The 19,655-nt window shown below is 69.1% G+C and carries 21 protein-coding genes; 2 read left to right on the top strand and 19 right to left on the bottom strand.

Annotated features, from left to right (window positions below):
- Positions 1–15: 15 nt before the first annotated feature.
- Genes ACWGID_RS39435 through ACWGID_RS39445 form a run of 3 tightly spaced genes read right to left on the bottom strand, consistent with a single transcriptional unit; the run spans position 16 to position 1,818 of the window.
- Positions 16–705 (bottom strand): anti-sigma factor family protein, encoded by a 690-nt coding sequence (locus ACWGID_RS39435; RefSeq protein ID WP_452204500.1) that lies wholly within the window; start codon positions 703–705, stop codon positions 16–18.
- A complete protein-coding gene (locus tag ACWGID_RS39440) occupies positions 702–1,232 on the bottom strand; it encodes a sigma-70 family RNA polymerase sigma factor (RefSeq protein WP_452204501.1) in 531 nt (176 codons plus the stop codon). Before ACWGID_RS39440 ends, ACWGID_RS39435 begins: the two co-directional genes overlap by 4 nt.
- Before the next feature lie 55 nt (positions 1,233–1,287).
- Positions 1,288–1,818, bottom strand: coding sequence for a COG4315 family predicted lipoprotein (locus ACWGID_RS39445; RefSeq protein ID WP_452204502.1), 531 nt, complete (start codon positions 1,816–1,818; stop codon positions 1,288–1,290).
- 87 nt (positions 1,819–1,905) lie between these two features.
- Here ACWGID_RS39445 and ACWGID_RS39450 point away from each other — a divergent pair, with 87 nt between their 5' ends.
- Positions 1,906–2,229 carry a nuclear transport factor 2 family protein gene (locus ACWGID_RS39450; RefSeq protein WP_452204503.1) on the top strand — a complete coding sequence of 108 codons (324 nt, stop codon included), beginning with the start codon at positions 1,906–1,908 and terminating at the stop codon, positions 2,227–2,229.
- A gap of 24 nt (positions 2,230–2,253) precedes the next feature.
- Here ACWGID_RS39450 and ACWGID_RS39455 read toward each other — a convergent pair whose 3' ends face one another.
- The 12 genes from ACWGID_RS39455 to ACWGID_RS39510 form a co-directional block, all read right to left on the bottom strand.
- Positions 2,254–2,658 (bottom strand): VapC toxin family PIN domain ribonuclease, encoded by a 405-nt coding sequence (locus tag ACWGID_RS39455; RefSeq protein ID WP_452204504.1) that lies wholly within the window; start codon positions 2,656–2,658, stop codon positions 2,254–2,256.
- Entirely contained in the window at positions 2,655–2,927 is a 273-nt protein-coding gene (locus ACWGID_RS39460) for a type II toxin-antitoxin system Phd/YefM family antitoxin (RefSeq protein WP_452204505.1), read from the bottom strand. Before ACWGID_RS39460 ends, ACWGID_RS39455 begins: the two co-directional genes overlap by 4 nt.
- A 38-nt stretch (positions 2,928–2,965) precedes the next feature.
- Positions 2,966–6,514 carry a chromosome segregation protein SMC gene (gene smc, locus ACWGID_RS39465; RefSeq protein WP_452204506.1) on the bottom strand — a complete coding sequence of 1,183 codons (3,549 nt, stop codon included), beginning with the start codon at positions 6,512–6,514 and terminating at the stop codon, positions 2,966–2,968.
- Between the two features lie 300 nt (positions 6,515–6,814).
- A complete protein-coding gene (locus tag ACWGID_RS39470; RefSeq protein WP_130449173.1) occupies positions 6,815–7,015 on the bottom strand; it encodes a hypothetical protein in 201 nt (66 codons plus the stop codon).
- A gap of 144 nt (positions 7,016–7,159) precedes the next feature.
- Positions 7,160–8,014, bottom strand: a complete 855-nt coding sequence (mutM, locus tag ACWGID_RS39475) for a bifunctional DNA-formamidopyrimidine glycosylase/DNA-(apurinic or apyrimidinic site) lyase (protein ID WP_452204507.1) — start codon at positions 8,012–8,014, stop codon at positions 7,160–7,162.
- A 1-nt stretch (position 8,015) separates the two neighbouring features.
- On the bottom strand, positions 8,016–8,744 hold the full coding sequence (rnc, locus tag ACWGID_RS39480) for a ribonuclease III (RefSeq protein ID WP_452204508.1): 729 nt from the start codon (positions 8,742–8,744) through the stop codon (positions 8,016–8,018).
- A gap of 15 nt (positions 8,745–8,759) precedes the next feature.
- Positions 8,760–8,951, bottom strand: a complete 192-nt coding sequence (gene rpmF / locus ACWGID_RS39485; protein WP_130387616.1) for a 50S ribosomal protein L32 — start codon at positions 8,949–8,951, stop codon at positions 8,760–8,762.
- A gap of 67 nt (positions 8,952–9,018) precedes the next feature.
- Positions 9,019–9,534 (bottom strand): YceD family protein, encoded by a 516-nt coding sequence (locus ACWGID_RS39490; protein WP_452204509.1) that lies wholly within the window; start codon positions 9,532–9,534, stop codon positions 9,019–9,021.
- Positions 9,535–9,663: 129 nt separating this feature from the next.
- Positions 9,664–10,134, bottom strand: a complete 471-nt coding sequence (coaD, locus tag ACWGID_RS39495; protein WP_452204510.1) for a pantetheine-phosphate adenylyltransferase — start codon at positions 10,132–10,134, stop codon at positions 9,664–9,666.
- Positions 10,127–10,687 carry a 16S rRNA (guanine(966)-N(2))-methyltransferase RsmD gene (rsmD, locus tag ACWGID_RS39500; RefSeq protein WP_452204511.1) on the bottom strand — a complete coding sequence of 187 codons (561 nt, stop codon included), beginning with the start codon at positions 10,685–10,687 and terminating at the stop codon, positions 10,127–10,129. Before rsmD ends, coaD begins: the two co-directional genes overlap by 8 nt.
- Positions 10,684–12,921 (bottom strand): ATP-dependent DNA helicase RecG, encoded by a 2,238-nt coding sequence (gene recG, locus ACWGID_RS39505; RefSeq protein ID WP_452204512.1) that lies wholly within the window; start codon positions 12,919–12,921, stop codon positions 10,684–10,686. Before recG ends, rsmD begins: the two co-directional genes overlap by 4 nt.
- The gene (locus ACWGID_RS39510) at positions 12,918–14,561 is read right to left on the bottom strand and encodes a DAK2 domain-containing protein (protein ID WP_452204513.1); all 1,644 of its coding nucleotides are present in this window, start codon (positions 14,559–14,561) and stop codon (positions 12,918–12,920) included. Before ACWGID_RS39510 ends, recG begins: the two co-directional genes overlap by 4 nt.
- A gap of 127 nt (positions 14,562–14,688) precedes the next feature.
- On the opposite strand from ACWGID_RS39510, the gene ACWGID_RS39515 reads away from it, so the two are divergent.
- Positions 14,689–15,690: an SAM-dependent methyltransferase gene (locus tag ACWGID_RS39515; RefSeq protein WP_452204514.1), complete on the top strand. Its 1,002-nt coding sequence runs from the start codon at positions 14,689–14,691 to the stop codon at positions 15,688–15,690.
- Between the two features lie 97 nt (positions 15,691–15,787).
- Here the strand turns inward: ACWGID_RS39515 and rpmB are convergent, their stop codons facing one another.
- The 4 genes from rpmB to ACWGID_RS39535 all read right to left on the bottom strand — a co-directional run.
- Positions 15,788–16,009: a 50S ribosomal protein L28 gene (gene rpmB / locus ACWGID_RS39520; protein WP_132153237.1), complete on the bottom strand. Its 222-nt coding sequence runs from the start codon at positions 16,007–16,009 to the stop codon at positions 15,788–15,790.
- 84 nt (positions 16,010–16,093) lie between these two features.
- Positions 16,094–18,082 carry an aldo/keto reductase gene (locus tag ACWGID_RS39525; RefSeq protein ID WP_452204515.1) on the bottom strand — a complete coding sequence of 663 codons (1,989 nt, stop codon included), beginning with the start codon at positions 18,080–18,082 and terminating at the stop codon, positions 16,094–16,096.
- 39 nt (positions 18,083–18,121) lie between these two features.
- The gene (locus ACWGID_RS39530) at positions 18,122–18,949 is read right to left on the bottom strand and encodes a carbohydrate ABC transporter permease (RefSeq protein ID WP_452204516.1); all 828 of its coding nucleotides are present in this window, start codon (positions 18,947–18,949) and stop codon (positions 18,122–18,124) included.
- On the bottom strand, positions 18,939–19,655 hold a 717-nt coding region (locus ACWGID_RS39535; protein ID WP_452204517.1), incomplete at its 5' end, for a carbohydrate ABC transporter permease. The genes ACWGID_RS39535 and ACWGID_RS39530, both read right to left, overlap by 11 nt.

Consider the following 19,655-nt stretch of genomic DNA (forward strand, 5'->3'; position numbering starts at 1 on the left):
GTCCCGCAACCCGACTCAGATGGTGGCTGTCACCACGTGCCGTCCCTGCACCGTTCTGATCTCCACCGCATGCACCTGGTCGAGCGGAACCAGCACACCGCCGCCGAAAGTGCTCCCGTCCTTCGCTGCCTTCGCCGACACCAGCCAACTGCCCGCAACCCAGGTCTTACCGGCCTTGTCGGTGACGATCAACTGACATTGGTCTCCGGCCTTCAGGCCCTTCACCTGCACCTGGACCCAGCTCCAGCCGGTCCGCGGCTCGACGGTGGTCGCCATCGTCGTACCCGTCGCCGTGTCCACCGTGGTGACTTCCTTGTACCCGGCTGTCGGCTCCGCGGCCTGCGGTGCGGTCTGCCGACCTAGTACGACGCCACCGCCCAGCGCGCCCCCGACGACAACGAGCGCGGCGGCCACCAGCAACCAGCGGGAGCGCCGCCTGGTCGGAGTGTGCACCGGCGGATCAGTGTCGAGACCACGCGCCTCCCGCAGCGTGCGATGCAGGAGCAGGTCACCGCCCTCCGGCGGCCCGTCCAGGAACGCCTCCGGCGGGACCTCTGCGAGGAAGTCCTTCATCTCGGTCAGCTCAGTCAGCTCAGCCCGGCACTCCGCGCAGGTAGCCAGGTGCTCGTCGACCGCGGCGACCTCTGAAGGCTCCAGTGCGCCCAGTGCGTAGGCGCCCAGCTGTGTACGGTCGTGCTCACTCATGGGGACACCTCCGCCTCTTGTCCGGCCAACACCGCGCGCAAGGCTCGGAGGGCGTAGTACGAACGCGATTTCACGGTACCGGGCGGCACGCCCAGTTCCTTGGCAGCCTCGGCGACGGACCGCCCGCGGTAGTACAGCTGCACGAGTACTTCACGGTGCTCGGGCGACACCTTGTCCAGTGCGTCCATCACCACCATGGTGTTCACCACGGACTCGGAGTGGTCTCCCGCGACCGGTGGAGTGTCCGCCACGTCCGCCACCTCGGCCGGACGCACTGCACGGGCCCGGGCGCGGTCCGTGACGATATTGCGCGCCACAGTGAGCAGCCAGCCCCGCACTGAGCCTTTGCCTGTGGTCAGGTCGTCCGCGTGCTTCCACGCCCGAACAAGCGTTTCTTGTACGACGTCCTCGGCGGCCGCCCGGTCGCCCGTCAGGCGGGTCGCGTACGCCAGCAGACTGCGGCCGTGTTCGGCGTACAGCGTCCGGATCAGCGTTTCGGCATCGTGCGGCGCCGGGTTGTCACCCACCGTCCGCACGATACCGGGAGCAGCGGACGACGACACCCGAACAGCACTGCTCGAATCAGTAGCCGTTGCCATTGCCCGAGCTACTCGACTGCGTGGTGATCTTCGTGCCGTTCGGTGCGACGACCCACCAGAGGCCGAGGACCGCCTGGCCGTTGGCCTCGCCGGCGTTGCTGTCCTTGGCGAACCGGTACAGCGGCATGCCGTTGATGGCCAGCTGCTTGGAGCCGTCCGAGCGGGTGATCGTGGTGATCAGCGACGGCTCGATCCCGGTGAGCTGCGCCGTACCGTTGCCGGCCGGCACCGGGGGCCACTGCGCGAGGCAGTCGCCCGAGCAGTTCGACGTACCGTGGGTGTCCTTGTCGAACACGTACACGGTCCGTCCGTTGCCGTCGACAACGACCTTGCCGTAGGAACCGACGGTGGCGACGCCCAGTTTCGCGGTCCCTGCCGCCGGTTCACTGGCCGACGGACTGGCCGGTGCAGAATTGCCCGAGCCCGAGCTCGAGTAGCCGTTGCCGCCACCACAGGCGGTCAGGCCGGCCGCCCCGAGCACCGCCACGGCGAACACACTCGCCACACGCTTCATCACTACCTCCCGGGGATCACCGACCTACACCCCGCCATACGTACGGATCGACGGATCGGTTCAGACCGGGGCGCTATCGTCGCCGGCATGAGCCAAGAAATCCCCGCCGCAGTACAGCGCGCGCTCGACGCGATCGACGCCCAGGACAACGACGCCTTCGTGGCGGCGTTCGCCGCGGACGGCTACGTGGACGACTGGGGCCGGCAGTTCCGCGGCCACGACCGGATCCGCTCCTGGAGCGACAACGAGCTGATCGGCAAACACGCCACCTTCACCGGCACCGAGGTCAGCACCTCCGGCAACCCCCTGACGATCCTGACCCAGGTCGGTGGCGACGGCTACAACGGCCCGTCCCACTTCACCTTCGACGTCCAGGCCGACACCCTGGCCTCGATGACCATCACCGCCTGAGCCAGAACTACCTGAGCCCGCGGCTCACACAGCTCGAACCGTCAGCAGACCGTCGAGACCTTTGAAGTCGGCCGGATTCCTGGTGTACAACGGCAAATCCCGGCTGGAGGCGATGGCCGCGATCATCAGATCCATCCGACGCGGCTTCCGTTCGCGGCCCGCCGAGAGCACGAGCCCCACCAGACTGCCGTACCTGGCGGCAGCATCGCCGTCGAACGGCAGCGGCTCGAACTGAGCCACGGCAGCCCCGAGCACCTCCGCCCGCGCCGCGCGGGTGAACGGGTCCTTCGCCATCGCGACGCCCTGATGCAGCTCGGCCAGCGTGACCGCCGTCAGTTCGGGATAGTCCGGGAGCGCCTCGACCTCGAGGACCGGAAGGTCGATGTAGGTACAGGTGTCAAGGACCCCGACCGACCGTTCCGTGCTCACTCCCGATCCCACGGATCGTCGGCGCCCACTCTGTCCTCGGTGCCGAAGAACTCGTCCGAATCGGCCCGCAGCTGGGCCGCATCGACCCGAGGCAGCCGACGATGCCGAGCGACGAGCTCCGCAGCAGTCGGCCGCGGCCGACGGACCAGCGGGCGCAGCTCGGCGACCTCGGTGCCGTTCCGGGTGATGTGATACGTCTCGCCCGCTTCGACGGCATCCATCACCGCGGCAGAGTTGTTACGGAACTCGCGCTGCGTGATGACCTTCATGACACCAGCGTAGCGCGAGGAGACACACGGTGCTACGGCTAGACCGGTTCGGGTTCGCGGATGCGTTGGGAGATGACGGCGGAGACGCCGTCGCCGCGCATCGTGACGCCGTACAGGGCGTCGGCGACCTCCATCGTGCGCTTCTGGTGGGTGATCACCAGGAGCTGGCTGTTCTCGCGCAGTTCCTCGTAGATCTCCAGCAGCCGGCCGAGGTTGGTGTCGTCGAGTGCCGCCTCGACCTCGTCGAGGATGTAGAACGGCGACGGCCGGGCCTTGAACAGCGCGACCAGGAACGCGACCGCGACCAGCGAGCGCTCACCACCGGACAGCAGCGACAGCCGCTTGACCTTCTTGCCGGGCGGGCGGGCCTCGACGTCGATACCGGTGGCCAGCATGTCGTCCGGGTCGGTCAGCACCAGCCGGCCCTCACCACCCGGGAACAGCCGGCTGAAGACGTGCTCGAACGCGACCTCCACGTCCCGGTACGCCTCGGTGAAGACCTGCTCGACCCGCTCGTCGACCTCCTTGACGATGTCCATCAGGTCGCGGCGGGACTTCTTCAGGTCGTCGAGCTGCTCCGAGAGGAAGCGGTGCCGCTCCTCCATCGCCTCGAACTCCTCGAGCGCCAGCGGGTTGATCTTGCCCAGCTGGTTCAGCGCCCGCTCGGCCTGCTTGAGCCGCTTCTCGACCTTCGTCCGGTTGAACGGCTCACCCTCGAGCTCCAGCGTGTCGTCACCTGATGGCGTTGTCGGCAGCGGCGGCACCAGCTGGTCCGGTCCGTACTCCGTGACCAGCGCGTCGACTTCGATCCCGAGCTCGCCGAGCGCCTTCTCGTACAGCTGCTCGAGCCGCATCTTCTGCTCGGCCCGCGCCAGCGCGTCCCGGTGCACGGTGTTGGTGAGCTGCTCCAGCTCGGAGCTCAGGTTCCGGGTCGCGGACCGGGCCTGCGACAGCGCCTGCTCCCGGTCGGCCCGCTGCGCCTGGATCTCCGCCCGCTCGGTCGCCGCCAGCTTCAGCGAGGACTCCAGCCGCGCCAGCACGTGACCAGCAGCCAGATGTACGGCGTTCGCCGCTTCCGCCTGCCGCGCCCGCCGGGCCGCCCGCGCGATCGACCGCGCCCGCGCCTCGCGCTCCTGCCGGGCCGCGCGCTCCAGCGAGTCGGCACGACCGGACAGCGCCCGGGCCCGCTCCTCGGTGGTCCGCAGCGCCAGCCGCGCCTCCATCTCGGCCGCCCGACCTGCCTTGGCCTCCTCGGCCAGCCGGTCGCGTTGCGAGGTGTCCGGCTCGTCGCCGTCCTCGTCGAACGCCTCGGCGTCCATCAGCCGTTCTTCGAGCTCGGCCAGGCCGGACAGGTTCTTGTCCCGCTCCTCCTCGGCCGCCGCGATCGCCCCGGCCATCCGCTCGGCCTCACCACGCGACGCCTTCGCCAGCGACCCGAAGTGCGCCAGCTGCTCGGCGACGGCAGCCATCGCCGCGTCGGACTCGTGCAGCCGGGCCAGCGTGATCTCGACGGACTCCTTCTGCCGGGTCCGCTCGTCCTCGAGCCCCTGCAGCTCGAAGCGCAGCCGCTCGCTGCGCGCCGTCGCCTCGGTGAGCTTCTCCGCCGCCTCGTCGACCGCGGACTGCACCTCGATCAGGCTCGGTGCCGCATCCGACCCGCCGTACGCGAAATGCGCCCCGAGTACGTCGCCCGCGCGCGTCGTACACGTGACGTCGGGCAGGTTCCGCACCAGCGACCGCGCCGCGTCCACGTCGTCGACGACCGCGACCTTGCGCAACAGCCGCCGCAGAGCGGGACGCAGCGTCTCGGGGCAGTCCACGACGTCGACGGCGTACGACGCTCCGTAGGGCAAGGCCGGCCAGGCGGCATAGTCCTCGGCCGGCGCGTCGCCGAGCAGCATCCCGGCACGACCCAGGTCGTGCTGCTTGAGGTGATCGACGGCGTGCAACGCGGCGTCGGTGTGGGTGACGGCGACCGCGTCGGCGGCCTCGCCGAGCGCCGCGGCGATCGCGGTCTCGTAGCCGGAGCGGACGCTCAGCAGCGCCGCGACGGAACCCATCAGGCCGTTGATCTGCTCGGAGGCGGCCAGCAGGGCGCCGGCGCCGTCCTTGCGGTTCAGGCCGAGCTCAAGGGCTTCCTTGCGGGCGGCCAGACCGGTGCGCTCACGCTCCGCGTCCCGTTCCTCGGCGCGCAGCTTCTTCAGCCGCTCGTCCATCTCGTCGAGCACCGCCTGCGCGGCCTCGTACTGGTCGTCGAGCCCCTTCTCGCCGGCGTCCAGCCCGGCAACCTGGGTCTCCAGAGCGGTGAAATCGTGCTGGGCCTTGGCGGCCCGCTGCTCGGCCTCGCTCCGGTTGCTAGCGAGGCGGCCGATCTCGGATTCGGCGGCGGCCGCGCGGCTCTGCAGCGCGTTCACCTGGCCGGTCAGCCGGGCCAGGCCTTCGCGGCGGTCGGCCGCGGCCCGGATCAACGCGGAGATCCGGCGCTCCTCCTCGGCCTCCTGCGATTCCAGCTGCTGGCGGCGCTCGACCGACTCGGCGAGCAGCTCGGAGTGCGCCTCGACCTCGGCCTCGATCTGAGCCTCGGTCTCGCGGACCCGGGCGGCCTCCAGCTCGAGTTCCTCGGGGTCACGGCCCGGGCGCGGCTCCTCGGCCTCGTCGTTCAGCGAGCGAATCCGGTCCGCCGCGATCCGCGCCGTACCTTTGATCTTCTCGCCGAAGCCGGACAACTGGTACCAGGTGTCCTGCGCGGCCTGCAGCGCCGGGGCGTCCTCGCGGAGCGCGTCCTCCAGCTCGGCCTCCAGCTCGCGAGCCTCGCGCAGCTTCGCCTCGGTCTCGGTCCGGCGCTGCGTGAGCGCGGCCTCGTCCCGCAGCTCGGCCTCGAGCGCGGACTGCGCCTGGACGATGTCGTCGGCAAGCAACCGGGCCCGGCCGTCCCGGACCTCCGCCTGGATCGTCACCGCCCGGCGCGCCACCTCCGCCTGGCGCCCGAGCGGCTTCAGCTGGCGGCGGATCTCGGTGATCAGGTCCCCGAGCCGGTTCAGGTTGCCCTCGGTGGCCTCGAGCTTCCGGAGCGCCTTCTCCTTGCGCTTGCGGTGCTTCAGGACCCCGGCGGCCTCCTCGACGAACCCGCGGCGGCCTTCCGGCGTGGCGCGCAGGATCGAGTCCAGCTGGCCCTGGCCGACGATGACGTGCATCTCGCGGCCGATACCGGAGTCGCTGAGCAGTTCCTGGACGTCGAGCAGCCGGCAGCTCTGGCCGTTGATCTGGTAGTCGGACCCGCCGTTGCGGAACATCGTCCGGCTGATCGTCACCTCGGCGTACTCGATCGGCAGCGCGCCGTCGGTGTTGTCGATGGTGAGCACCACCTCGGCGCGGCCCAGCGGGGCGCGGCCGGAGGTACCGGCGAAGATGACGTCCTCCATCTTGCCGCCGCGCAGCGACTTGGCGCCCTGCTCACCCATCACCCAGGCCAGCGCGTCGACGACGTTGGACTTCCCGGAGCCGTTCGGGCCGACGATGCAGGTGATGCCTGGTTCGAAGTTCATCGTCGTCGCGGACGCGAACGACTTGAAGCCCCGGAGCGTCATGCTCTTCAGGTACAAGGCGAAGCTCTCCAACCCGTGAAAGGACAGACGATACCGAAGGAACCGTCATAGCTGTTCGTGACGCTGCCGCTACCCGGGGGAAGGTGTTCCGCTTCGCAGTCTACAAAGAGAATCGCGGGATCCAGCGGAGGCCGAGCCGTTCAGAAGTGGCCGGCGAAAGATCTGGGAGCACAACAGGGCTCGGAAAGTGGGCTCTGATACAAGGGCGGCGGAGGCCCGGACGGGGGCCACCGCCGTTCTGCAGCGTAGTGCCGGACGGTCGAGATGTGACTCGTTCGTGCGTCAGACCGAAGCGGGGGCGCGCAGAGCCTCGTCGACGGTGAGCAGCCGACCCTCATGGATCTGGGCCACCAGATGATCGTTCTCTGCCTGAAGCCGCATCACGTGCGCCTCCAGATCTGCGACACGCCGGTTGAGCAGACGAACCTGCTCGAGCATGCGCGGGTCAGTGCCTCCAAGATGCCCTAGAAGAGCCTTGGCCATTGTGCTGTCCTCCGGAAGGGTTCTGGCCGGTCGCGCTCCGCTTCCAGGTCACGAGGGAGCGCCGAAAAGTGTGTGCCGTCTTTCAGGGTGACACCGGCGTGGCCGACGGGTCAACCTGGGCCACATTAGTTAACAATACCTCGCTCACCAGCGGACATGCCGTGGAACGGGCTGACATTTCGGGCACCGGTACGACGAACGGTTCATGAACGGCTCGCGACGGATCGGGCGCCCGTCCCGCGGACACGGCGAACCTTCCTGGCCGTAGACGTTCAGACCGCGCTCGAAGTATCCGGACTCACCGTTCACATTGACGTACAGCGCGTCGAAGCTGGTGCCACCAACGGTCAGCGCCTCGGCCATCACCTCGTGCGCCGCGTCGAGAATCGCCTTGATTTGTTGGGGTTTCAGCGTTTCCGTCGCCCGGGCGTAGTGCAGCTTGGCCCGCCACAACGCCTCGTCGGCATAGATGTTGCCGATCCCGCTGACCGCGGTCTGGTCGAGCAGCGCCCGCTTCAGGCCGGTTCGGCGGCGCCGGATCTTCGCGGCGGCCGCGACCGGATCGAACAGAGGATCGAACGGGTCCCGGGCGATGTGGGCGATCTCGGCCGGCAGCTCCGCGCCACCGTCCGAATACGACAGACCACCGAACATCCGCTGGTCCACAAAGCGGACCTCTCCGCGGTCGTCGGCGAACCGGAACCGGACCCGCAGGTGCGGCTCGTCCGGGGCGCCGACCGGCTGAACCCGGAACTGTCCGCTCATGCCGAGGTGCGTGAGCACCGCGTCACCGGAGGTTAAGGGCAGCCACAGGTACTTCCCGCGCCGCGCCGGCTCGGCGAACACCTGGCCCTTGAGCCGAGACACGAAATCCTCCGGCCCGGCGGCATGACGCCGTACCGGGCGGGGGTGCAGGACCTCGACGGTCTCGATGGTCCGGCCGGTGGTGAACTCGGCCAGACCCCGCCGGACGACCTCTACTTCAGGTAGCTCGGGCACTTCAGGCTTGCGAGGGGTCCACGCTGTCGGGATGCGCGGCGCGCAGGGCCTTCCAGGCGGTCTCGGCGGCCTGCTGCTCGGCTTCCTTCTTGCTCCGGCCGATGCCGTGACCGTACGTGTCGGCGCCGATCCGGACCCGCGCCTCGAACGTCTTCGCGTGGTCCGGCCCGGACTCGGCGATCACGTACTCCGGGACGCCGACGCCGAGCTGGGCGACCAGCTCCTGCAGCGAGGTCTTCCAGTCCAGGCCGGCCCCGAGCCGCGCCGACGACTCCATCAGGTCGTCGAACAGCCGGTGGACGACCCCGCCGGCGACCTCGAAGCCGCGGTCCAGGTAGACGGCACCGATCAGCGCCTCGACGCAGTCGGCGAGGATCGACGACTTGTCGCGGCCGCCGGTGGCCTCTTCGCCGCGGCCGAGCCGCAGGTACTTGCCGAGCTTGAGCTCGCGGGCGACACCCGCGAGCGCACGCATGTTGACCACCGCGGCCCGTAGCTTGGCCAGTCGGCCTTCGGACAGGTCCGGGTGGTTTCGGAACAGCGACTCCGTGACGATGACGCCGAGCACGGAGTCCCCGAGGAACTCCAGCCGCTCGTTCGTCGGCAGCCCACCGTTCTCGTACGCGTACGAACGGTGGGTGAAGGCGTGCTCCAGCAATTCGTCAGCCAGCGATACGCCGAGCCGCTCATTCAGCTCGGCGTAGAGCCCCGTTTCGTTGGCAGAGTTCACTGGGTTGGTGGCCGTTTAGCTCTCGACGACCTGGCGACGCTCGCCCTTGGCGCCGTACTGGCCGCAGTTCGGGCAAACGGTGTGCTGCAGGTGCTTCGCGCGGCAGGCGGGGTTCACGCAGGTGACCAGCGACGGGGCAGTGGTCTTCCACTGGGCCCGGCGGCTGCGGGTGTTGCTGCGCGACATCTTCCGCTTCGGAACGGCCACGGTTACGACTCCTTGCTTCGGCCGGGGGCTGGTGGACCCGGCCGGCTGGCTGACTCGGTTCGGTTGTTCAGTTGTCCTGCTGGTCGTTCTGGAGCAATCCGTCGAGGGCTGCCCAGCGGGGGTCGGTCCGATCCTGGTGTTGATGGCCGGGCTCGTCCGCCAGGCGCACCCCGCACTCGGGGCACAGACCCGGACAGTCGTCCGTACACAACGGCTGGAACGGTAGCGCGAGCACCACCTGGTCCCTCAGCACCGGCTCGAGGTCGATCAGATCGCCCTCCATCCGGCTGGCCTCGTCCGGCTCGGCGTCGCTCTCCGGATAGACGTACAGCTCCTGGACGTCAGCGAGGAACTCGTCCTCGATATCGACCAGGCACCGCGCGCACTCCCCGACCAGACGGCCGCGGGCCGTTCCGGTGACGAGCACCCCTTCGACCACCGATTCCAGCCGTAGATCGAACTGGATCGGATCGCCTTCGGGGACGCCGATCACGTCGATTCCGAGATCCACCGGCGCCGGGCCTGAGAAGGTGACTTCGCGTTGGGACCCTGCGCGGCGGGTCAGCTCGTGGGTGTCGATCACGAGTGGGGACCGCGGGTCCAAGACGCTCAGAGCAAACCTTTCAGGCGTGGGCAGGCAAGAACTCGGTCTCGTCGAGACCGATGAACAACATTACCAACTCTGCGGCGTAGCACCCAATTCGGGGGGACACTAGAGCTTGTCCAGTAACCGCGAGTGAACGGGCGGCGTCACGAACGTACTGACGTCGCCGCCGAGCCGGGCGATCTCCTTCACCCAGCTCGAGGAGATGAACGCGTGCTCCGGCGCGGTCGGCAGGAACACCGTGTCGACGCCGGTCATCCGCCGGTTCAGCTGCGCCATCTGCAGCTCGTAGTCGTAGTCGGCCGCGGAGCGCAGCCCCTTCACGATCACCCCGGCGCCCTCGGCGCGGCAGTAGTCGACGACCAGGCCCTCGAAGCTGCCGACCCGGACGTTCGGGAACGGCGCGACCAGCTCGGTGAGCATCTCGAGGCGCTCCTCCGGCCCGAACAGCCGGTTCTTCGACTGGTTCACCCCGGTCGCGACGATCAGCTCGTCGAAGGCGGCGGCCGCCCTGGTGACGATGTCGAGATGCCCGACAGTGGGTGGATCGAAGGTGCCTGGAAAGACCGCCTTAGCCATGGCGGTGACCGTACCAAAGGCGCGCCTCGCCGTACTTGCGATCTCGCAGCGCGGCGAACCCTTCCGGCCACTCCCACGGCTCCCGCTTGCCGCGCTCGACGACCACCACGGCGTCGTCGGCCAGCCAACCGCTCGCCGCCAGATCCACCAGGATCTCCTGCAACTCGACCGTCTCCAGCTTGTACGGCGGGTCCGCGAACACCAGGTCGAACACCGCCGGAGTGTCACTCGCTGTAACCTTCTCAACCGGTCGCGTCAGCAACTTGGCCCCCGGCAGCCCGACTACCTTGATGTTCGCCGCGATCACCTCCGCGGCCTTCCGGTCCGACTCGACGAGCACGGCCTGCGCGGCGCCTCGCGACAGCGCCTCCAACCCGATCGCTCCCGAGCCGGCGTACAGATCGAGCACCGCCAGCCCGTGGAAGCTCCCGAACTCGGACTCCAGCGAGGAGAACAACGCCTCCCGCACCCGATCAGCCGTCGGCCGCGTCCCACTCCCCGCCGGTACGTCGATCCGCCGCCCACCGACCGCTCCGCCGACGATCCGCGTCATGTCTTCTCCAAGTACTCGGTCGTCTCGGATTCCAGGGCGTTTCGGACAGTCGCTCGCAGCGCCGGGTACTCCGCCAGGTCCGCGTCCACCGAGACGATCGAGTTCGCCACGTGGCGCGCCGCGAAGATGATGTCCTCGTCGCGCAGCACGCTCAGCAACTTCAGGCTCGTACGCCGCCCGGACTGCGCCACGCCGAGGACGTCGCCCTCACGCCGCGTCTCCAGGTCGATCCGGGACAGTTCGAACCCGTCCGTGGTCGAGGCGACCGCCTCCAACCGCCCGTACGACTTCGATCCCGCCCACAGATCCGTGACGAGCAGGCACAGTCCCGGCACCTTGCCCCGCCCGACCCGGCCACGCAACTGGTGCAGCTGCGAGATCCCGAAGCGGTCGGCGTCCATGATCACCATCGTCGAGGCGTTCGGTACGTCGACCCCGACCTCGATCACCGTGGTCGCGATCAGGACGTCGACCTCCCCGGCCGCGAACCGGGACATCACCGCGTCCTTCTCCTCGGCCGGCAGCCGCCCGTGCAGGATCTCCACCCGCAGGTCGTGCAGGATCTCGCCGAGCGCCTCGGCGACCTGGATCACCGAGATCGGCGGCCGGGCCTGTTTCTTCCCGCCTTCGTCGGTGTCGAGGAGCTCGCCTTCCTCGTCGGTGGCGTTCTTGACGTCGTCACCGATCCGCGGGCACACGACGTACACCTGGTGGCCCTTGCCGACCTCCTCGCGGACCCGGGTCCAGGCCCGTTGCAGCCAGTCCGGCTTCTCCTTCGCCGGGACCACCGACGACTGGATCGGCGACCGGCCGGCCGGCAGTTGGGTGAGCGTCGAGACCGCGAGGTCGCCGAACACCGTCATCGCCACGGTCCGCGGGATCGGCGTCGCGGTCATCACCAGCACGTGCGGGGTGTTCTCGCCGGACTTCGCGCTCAACGCGGCCCGCTGTTCGACACCGAACCGGTGCTGCTCGTCGACCACCACCAGCCCGAGATCCGCGAACTGCACCTTGTCCTCGAGCAGCGCGTGCGTCCCGACGACGATCCCCGCGGCGCCACTCACGGCGTCGAGCATCGCCGTACGGCGACCTGCCGCGTTCAGCGAGCCGGTCAGCAGGCCGATCTTGGTGGCATGTTCCGCGCCACCGAGCATGCCCTGCTCGGCCAGGTCACCGAGCATCTTGGTGAGCGTCTTGTGGTGCTGCACGGCCAGCACCTCGGTCGGCGCGAGCAGCGCCGCCTGGCCGCCGTTGTCGACCACGGACAGCATCGCCCGCAGCGCGACCACGGTCTTGCCGGAGCCGACCTCGCCCTGCAGCAACCGGTGCATCGGATGTGGGCGCGCGAGATCGGCGAAGATCTCCTCCCCCACCTCGGCCTGCCCCTCGGTGAGCTCGAACGGCAGCCGCTCGTCGAACTCGTCCAGCAGACCGCCCTGCACCCGCGGCCGCGGTACGGCGTTCAGCGCATCGGTCACCGCGCGACGCTGGGCGAGGATCGTCTGCATCACCAGCGCCTCCTCGAACCGGAACCGCTGCTGCGCGTCGTGGATGTCCTTCTCGGTGTCCGGCAGGTGCACCTTGCGGAGCGCGTCCGGGAGCGCGAGCAGCTTCTCGTTGCGCAGGATCAGGTCCGGGATCGGGTCGTCGAGGCGGTCGTCGAGGCTGTCCAGGACGATCTTGATCGACCGCTCGATCGTTGCGGTCGGCAACTTCGCGGTGGCCGGGTAGAGCGGGCGGAACGGCCGTGCCCGGCGTTCGATCTCGGCCTCGCTCAGATCCTCCTCGTCGAGGATCTCGGTGCCGGGCCCCTTCAGCTGCATGATGTCGCGGAACATCGTCACCTCGCCCCAGAACAGGGCCGCGGTGCCGGGCGTCAGCTTCGTCGCCAGCCAGGGCTGGTTGAAGAACGCGAGCTCCAGGTCCCGGCGGCCGTCGGTGACCACCACCTTGGTCAGCGTCCGCCGCCGCGACCACTTCTGGACGTCGGTCAGCGGGATCTCGGCCTTGGTGTCCAGCGACCGCACGGAGACCTTCTTGACCCGCCCGTTGACGGTCGCCTGGTCACCGACCTCGAGCTCGTCGAACGGGGTCAGCTCGCCCTTCTTCAGGTACCGCCGCGGGTAGTGCCGCAGCAGCTCGCCGACGGTCTCGATGGCGAGCACGTCCGCGAAGGTCTTGGCCGTCTTCGCGCCGAGGAAGTCGCGGAGCTTACGGTCCATGTCGTTCTTCATTCCACCCCGATCAGCAGCGGGTACCTGTCCTGCCCTCCGTCGTACACCACGACGTCGACATCTTTGCGTTGCCGGCGCACGTGGCGCTCCACCGCGTCGGCCAGACCGGGGTCGGCGTCCCGGCCGGTGACGACGGTGAGCAGCTCGCCTCCACCACCGAGCAGCCGGTCGACCACCTTCAGCGCGGCCGACTCGAGGTCCTCGGTGATCAGCGCGAAATCGCCGTCGACGACACCGAGCGCATCGCCGATCCGGCACCGTCCGGCCATCGTCCAGGCGTCCTTGACCGCGATCGTGACCGCACCGTGCCGGGTCTGCCCCGCGGCCGCCGACAGATGAACGACGTCGTCGTCGAAGCTGCGCTCCGGGTCGTGCACCGCGATCGCGGCCAGGCCCTGGACCTGCGCGCGGGTCGGGATCACGGCGACCCGGATCCCGTCCTGGCGCGCGGCGGTCGCGGCGGCCTCGGCGACCCCGATCGAGTCCGAGCCGTTCGGCAGGATCACGATCTCCGGCGCCTGCGAGGTCTCGATCTCCTGCAGCAGCTCACCGGTCGAGCACCGCCGGCCGGGGCCACCGCGGATGATCCGGGCGCCGGACTCGCGGAACAGATCGGCCAGCCCGTCACCGGCGACGACCGCGATCACGGCGCGTCCCGGGGCCGGCTCGTGGTGGTGGGCCTGATCGGCGAAATGAGTGACCCGGATCCGGTGCGGGCGGCCGATGTCGATGCCGTGCTCGATCGCGGCGCCGACATCGTCGGTGTGAACGTGCACGTTCCACAGCCCGTCGCCGCCGACCACGACGACCGAGTCACCGAGCGCGGCCAGCGCCTGCCGGAAGTCGGCGATCTTGTCGTCCCCCGCGTCGAGCAGATACATCACTTCGTACCCGGGTCCCTCGGGGCTGACGCTGCTCTCGCCTTGGGGCTGCACCCGAGCCGGTACCACCACGCGCACGTGCCGACCGGTGAGCACCGACTCCATCGCACCGAGAATCACCACCAGGCCGGCTCCCCCGGCATCCACGACGCCCGCGCGCCGGAGTACGTCCAGCTGCTCTGTCGTCTCGGTGAGGGCCTGGCGGGCGGAGGCGACCGCGGCGAGGCAGACGTCGGCGAGGGTCTTGCCGTCGTTCGCGGCGGTCATCGCACCGGTGGCGGCGGCCCGGGCAACGGTCAGCATGGTGCCCTCGACGGGCTGGGCGACCGCGCCGTACGCGGCGTCGGCGGCGTACGTGAGCGCGTCGGCGAACGCCGCGGCCTCACTCATCCGCGCATCCGCCAACACACCGTCGGCCGAGTCGCGTGGCGGGTTCTCGCCCGCGGCGCGGGCACGCGGGAGGTTCTCGTTGAGGCGGAGGCCGCAGGCGCGGATCAGCTGGGAGGTGATCACGCCGGAGTTCCCGCGGGCGCCGAGCAGCGCGCCGTGGCCGAACGCCTGGATCGCCTCGGTGAAGGTCAGCTCACCCTTCGGCAGCGCGTCACAGGCCGCCTCCCAGGTCAGGTAGAGGTTCGTGCCGGTATCGCCGTCCGGGACCGGGTACACGTTCAGCTCGTCGATCTCGGCCCGCGCCCGCGCCAGCTCCGCCAGCGCCGTCCGGGCCCAGGCCCGCAACACGTCGACCGTCAGTTCCTCCACGCCCGGAAGGCTAACGCGTACCGAAGGACGGGTGGTGGTCCCCTCACCGGCCGGTCCACGCGGCTCGCCAGGCGGGCGGGAGCGTCTGCGTACCCGACTACGTGGTGTTGTTCGGTACGGTTCCCGGGTGAGCGGCGGCAGGAGTGTGTTGTTCTCGGCCGCGGCCGACAGTTACGAGTTGGCTGTGCGCGAGATCCGGGGCGAGTTCGGCCGGGACGTGCGGGTCCAGCGGGTCGGCGCGGATCTGGGGCGGGTGGACGGTCCTTCGGTCCAGGAGTTCGCCGCGGCGTGTGACGTGGGGCGGATCATGTTCGTCCGGCATCTCACGGAGGAGATCGCGAGCTTCGCGGAGCTACCGCCGGAGTACGAGCTCGCGGACCTGGTGCTGGGCGAGCTGCCGGAGTACCCGAAGGCGCTCGCCGTACAGGCCTGGACCGACGATGCGGGCACCGGCGGGTCGTACTACCACCGGCTCGAAGAGGCGTTGACCGGCCGCGGCGTGACCGTGACGCGCTCCGGTCAGGAGCTGGTCGTCTCCTGCTACGTGGGCCGCAAGGCGATCCTGCTCGGGCTCAACCGGCGCGCGGACAGCTTGTCGGACTGGCCGGGTGGGCGCATGCGGCTGGCCCGCGGCGAGGAGCGGGTGTCGCGGTCGGAGTTCAAGCTGGAGGAAGCGATCGCGACCTTCGGACTCGAACTGCCCGCCGGCGGTAAGGCCGTCGACCTCGGCGCCTCACCGGGCGGCTGGACCCGCATCCTGCGGCAGCACGGCCAGGAGGTGTGGTCGGTCGACCCGGGCTCGCTGGACCCACGGCTCCGCTCCGACCGCCGGATCCACCACGAGGCGACCACCGCCGGCCGGTTCTTCGCGGCGAACCGCGTCAGGTTCGACGTGGTGGTCAACGACATGCGCATGGACCAGGTGACTAGCGCCCGCATGATGCTCGACGCGGCCGCCCACCTCCGCCCCGGCGGCCTCGCGATCGTCACCCTCAAGGGCGGCGGCAAGAACCCCTTGGACGGCGCTCGCCGCGGTCTCGATGTGCTCCGCGACCAGTACGCCGTACTCCACGCCCGCCAGCTCCACCACAACCGCAACGAGATCACCACGATCGCCGAGCGCCGCTAGCTCCCGCCCGGCACCGCGAGATCGGCCGGGAACGCGAGTAGGCGCCCGGGAGAACCCGGGCGCCTACTGAAGGCCCTACACGGAGTAAAGCTGAAGGTCAGCCGACGACGCGCTGGACCTTTCCGGCCTTGATGCAGGACGTGCAGACCTTCATGCGGGTCGGGGTGCCCTTGATGAGCGCCCGGACCGGCTGGATGTTGGGGTTGAAACGGCGGGGCGTACGAGCCTTGACCCGCCGGATCATCGCGCCCTTACCCAGGCGGGCAACGCTGTTGCCGAACGTCGGCTGCTTGCCGCAGACATCGCACTTCTTAGACATGATTCTCCGTGTTCAGGGTCGTGACTCCGACAGATCATGTTACATGCGTGTCAGCACACGACCAATTCGGCTGCCCAGCGTCCGCTAGGCAGTGAGATAGGCCACTTCCTCGTCCGTCAGCGTCACCGACAGACCAGGTGTCGAGGTCCGCGTCTCGCTCACGTGCCGCGGCCCGATCAGCGGGAACACCGGGTACGGCTGGTGCAGCAACCACGCGAGCGCGATCGCGGTCGGCTCGACTCCCTTGGCGGCCGCCAGCTCCCGGGCCCGGTCGAGCCTACGGAAGTTGTCGTCGGAGTAGAAGCAGCGCACCAGTTCCTGGTCCGACGTGTCTTCCGGCTTGGCCCGCCCGGTGAAGAACCCGCGTGCCTGGCTCGACCACGGGAACAGCGCGACCTGCCGCTCCCGCAGCCACGCCTGCGACTCGTCGTCGGAGACATGCCGGCACCCGGCCCACGGTACGTCGTACGCGCGGGCGAGGCTGAGGTGGTTGCTCAGCAGCGTGAACGGCTGCTTGCTGTTCGCCTCGGCGTACGCGTTGGCCTCGTCGAAGCGGGCGGTGGACCAGTTCGATCCGCCGTACGCCTTGATCCGGCCGGCCTTGAAGTGCTCGTCGAGGACGTCGACGAACTCACCGACCGGGATCTCCTCGTTGTCGCGGTGCATCAGGTACAGGTCGACGTGGTCGGTCTGCAGCCGCTCGAGGCTCTCGTTCAGCTGCCGCGTGATCGACTCCGGGTCGCAGTACGGCGTGTGCGCGCCCTTCCCGATCACGATCACGTCGTCCCGGTTGCCGCGCGACGTCATCCACTGCCCGAGCAGCTTCTCGCCGCGCCCACCGCCATAGATGTACGCCGTGTCGAACGTCGTACCGCCGCGCTCGACGAAGTCGTCGAAGACGACCGCGGCGTGCGGCAGCGTCTGCTGGTTGTCGACGCCCATCACGAGCCGGGACACCTGCTTGTCCAGGCCCGCCACCTTGCCGTAGGTCATCGGGGCGTCGTCGCGCCGGGTCAGCGGGCGGCCGGTCGCGGTCGGGACGGTCGCGTCGTCCCGCTCGCTCGCGTACTGCTGCCCGATCGCGGCCCGCCACTGGTCCTGCACGGTGAGGTTGCCGAGCGTGTCCGCCCAGGTCATCTCCGGCGCCTGCTTGGCCCCGGAGGCGATCGCGGCCTGCACGGCCTCGGCCTCGGCGGTGTAGATCAGGGCCGGCTCCGCGGAGATCTCCCGCGGCTCCTCCCCCACCTTGTACAGCGTCACGTGGGTCGGCTTGCCGTCACCGCCGAACCACGGGTCGTCGACCTGCAGGTAGCCCTTGCTGCCGTAGATCCGGACCTGGTTCTTGTCACCGAGCCGTACGCCGGTGCTCACCTGGGCCGTGACGCCGCCGTCGAAGAACAGCGTCGCCACCGTCCACTCGTCGACGCCGGTCTCGCCGACGGTGCCGACCGCGGTCACCGCGGCCGGGTCCTGGAACGGCTGCCCGGTCGCCGCACCGGCGATCAGCCGGGCGACCGAGACCGGGTAGCCACCGACGTCGAGGATCCCGCCGCCGGCCAGGTCGTCGGCGAAGATCCGGCTCTCCGGCCGGTACCCGGCGGCGAACGCGAAGGTGGCCTGGATCTGGTGGACGGTGCCGAGCTCGCCGTCGCGGACCAGCTGGGTGATCAGCTTGGTCTGCGGCAGGCACCGGTACATGTACGCCTCCATCAGGAAGACGTCGTTGCGGACCGCGGCCTCGATCATCGCCTCGGCCCAGGCCCGGTTGATCGCGAGCGGCTTCTCGCACAGCACGTGCTTGCCGGCCTCGGCGGTCTTGATCGCCCACTCGACGTGCATCGGGTGCGGGGTGGCGATGTACACCGCGTCGACGGTCTCGTCGGCCAGCAGTTCCTCGTACGAGCCGTGCCGGTTGGCGATGTCCCACTTGTCGGCGAAGGCGTTCGCCGACTCGAGGGACCGGCTGCCGACGGCGACGACCTCGTTGGTGGGCGACGTCGGCACCTGGCTGGCAAAGCGGGATGCGATGTTGCCGGTGCCGATGATGCCCCAGCGGAGCTTGTGGTCAGTCAAAGGGAGTCCCGTGTGTGTTTTGTCGGTTGGGTCAGAATTTCAGAACTTCATGGCGCCTGCGGCCAGGTCCGCGATGAACGAACGCGCGCCGATCAGGAAGACGCCGATCAGGGGGATGACACTCATCAACGCACCGGCCATCACCATCGAGTAGTCGGTGCCGTAGATGCCGTTCAGCTGGTCGAGGGCGACCTGCAGGGTGAGGCGGTTCGGGTCCGTCATCACGATCAACGGCCAGAGGTAGTCGTTCCAGACGTTGATGAAGGTGAAGATGCCGAGGAAGGCCAGGCCGGGCCGGAGCACCGGCAGGCCGACGGTCAGGTACTGCCGGAAGAACCCGGCGCCGTCGACCTTGGCGGCCGCGATCAGTTCGTCGGGGATCGCGCCGCTGGCGTACTGGCGCATCCAGAAAATGCCGAACGCGTTCGCCGCGCCCGGGATGATGAGTGCCTTCAGCGAGCCGATCCAGCCGAACTCGGCGAGCGTCACGAACTGCGGCACCAGCGACAGCTGGGTCGGGATCATGAAGGTCGCGAGCAGCAGCGCGAACAGGAAGTTCCGGCCCGGGAACTGGTACTTCGCGAACGCGAACGCGGCCAGCGAGTCGAAGAACAGCACCAGCACCGTGACGCCGAGTGAGGCGATCAGGGTGAGCAGCATCGAGGAGAAGAACGGCACCGCGTCCAGCACCTTGCCCATGTTCTCGAACAGGTGCGAGCCGATCACGAGTTTCGGTGGGTAGGCGAAGATGTCCGTCGTGGTGTTCGAGGCCATCACGAGCATCCAGTAGAACGGGAAGATCGAGACCGCGACGCCGAGCATCAACACGATGTGCCCGACGACGGTGCGCATGCGCTCAATGGACATCTGCGGCCTCCTTCTTGGCATTCTGGGCTGCGATCCGGCGTTCCACCCGCCGAGCGGCGCGTCGGGTCAGCCGCTCGTCGTCGTTCCCGCCGATCAGCCGCCAGTTGATGATGCTGAACAGCACGATCAGGATGAACAGCGCCCAGCCGATGGCGGCTCCGTACCCGAACTGGTTCTTGATGAACGCGCTCTGGTACAGGTACGAGACGATCGTCAGGCCGGCGTCGCCCGGACCACCGATGTTGTCGGTGTCACCGAACAGCACCCGCGACTCGGTGAAGATCTGCAGACCGCCGATCGTCGAGGTGACGGCGGTGAACAGGATGACCGGCCGCAGCATCGGGACGGTGATCCGCCAGAAGGTCTGCCGGGGACTCGCGCCGTCCACCTTGGCGGCCTCGTAGACGTCGGCCGAGATGGCCTGCAGGCCCGCGAGATAGATGATCGCGTTGTAGCCGACCCAGCGCCAGGTGACGATGGTGGCGATCGCGATCTTGATCCCCCACGGCTGCGTCAGCCACTCGATCTTGCCGACGCCGATGGATTCCAGGAAGGCGTTCAGCAGCCCGAAGTTGTTGCTGAAGATCGAGCCGAACACCAGCGTGACGGCGAACAACGAGGGGAAGTTCGGGATTAAGTAGGAGATCCGGTATAAGATGAGGACCCGGGTCGCGGTGTGAAGCGCGTTGTCGATCACCAGCGCCCG

It is taken from the genome of Kribbella sp. NPDC054772 (assembly GCF_053611945.1).

What these genes read in the sequence shown, in the direction of transcription:
- ACWGID_RS39530 (WP_452204516.1), bottom strand. Translation starts at nt 18,949, where the DNA reads ATGTCCATTGAGCGCATGCGCACCGTCGTCGGGCACATCGTGTTGATG.
- ACWGID_RS39460 (WP_452204505.1), bottom strand. Translation starts at nt 2,927, where the DNA reads ATGAAGGTCATCACGCAGCGCGAGTTCCGTAACAACTCTGCCGCGGTG.
- ACWGID_RS39445 (WP_452204502.1), bottom strand. Translation starts at nt 1,818, where the DNA reads ATGAAGCGTGTGGCGAGTGTGTTCGCCGTGGCGGTGCTCGGGGCGGCC.
- ACWGID_RS39470 (WP_130449173.1), bottom strand. Translation starts at nt 7,015, where the DNA reads ATGGCCAAGGCTCTTCTAGGGCATCTTGGAGGCACTGACCCGCGCATG.
- ACWGID_RS39435 (WP_452204500.1), bottom strand. Translation starts at nt 705, where the DNA reads ATGAGTGAGCACGACCGTACACAGCTGGGCGCCTACGCACTGGGCGCA.
- smc (WP_452204506.1), bottom strand. Translation starts at nt 6,514, where the DNA reads ATGACGCTCCGGGGCTTCAAGTCGTTCGCGTCCGCGACGACGATGAAC.
- rpmB (WP_132153237.1), bottom strand. Translation starts at nt 16,009, where the DNA reads ATGTCTAAGAAGTGCGATGTCTGCGGCAAGCAGCCGACGTTCGGCAAC.
- rsmD (WP_452204511.1), bottom strand. Translation starts at nt 10,687, where the DNA reads ATGACGCGGATCGTCGGCGGAGCGGTCGGTGGGCGGCGGATCGACGTA.
- coaD (WP_452204510.1), bottom strand. Translation starts at nt 10,134, where the DNA reads ATGGCTAAGGCGGTCTTTCCAGGCACCTTCGATCCACCCACTGTCGGG.
- ACWGID_RS39450 (WP_452204503.1), top strand. Translation starts at nt 1,906, where the DNA reads ATGAGCCAAGAAATCCCCGCCGCAGTACAGCGCGCGCTCGACGCGATC.
- recG (WP_452204512.1), bottom strand. Translation starts at nt 12,921, where the DNA reads ATGAAGAACGACATGGACCGTAAGCTCCGCGACTTCCTCGGCGCGAAG.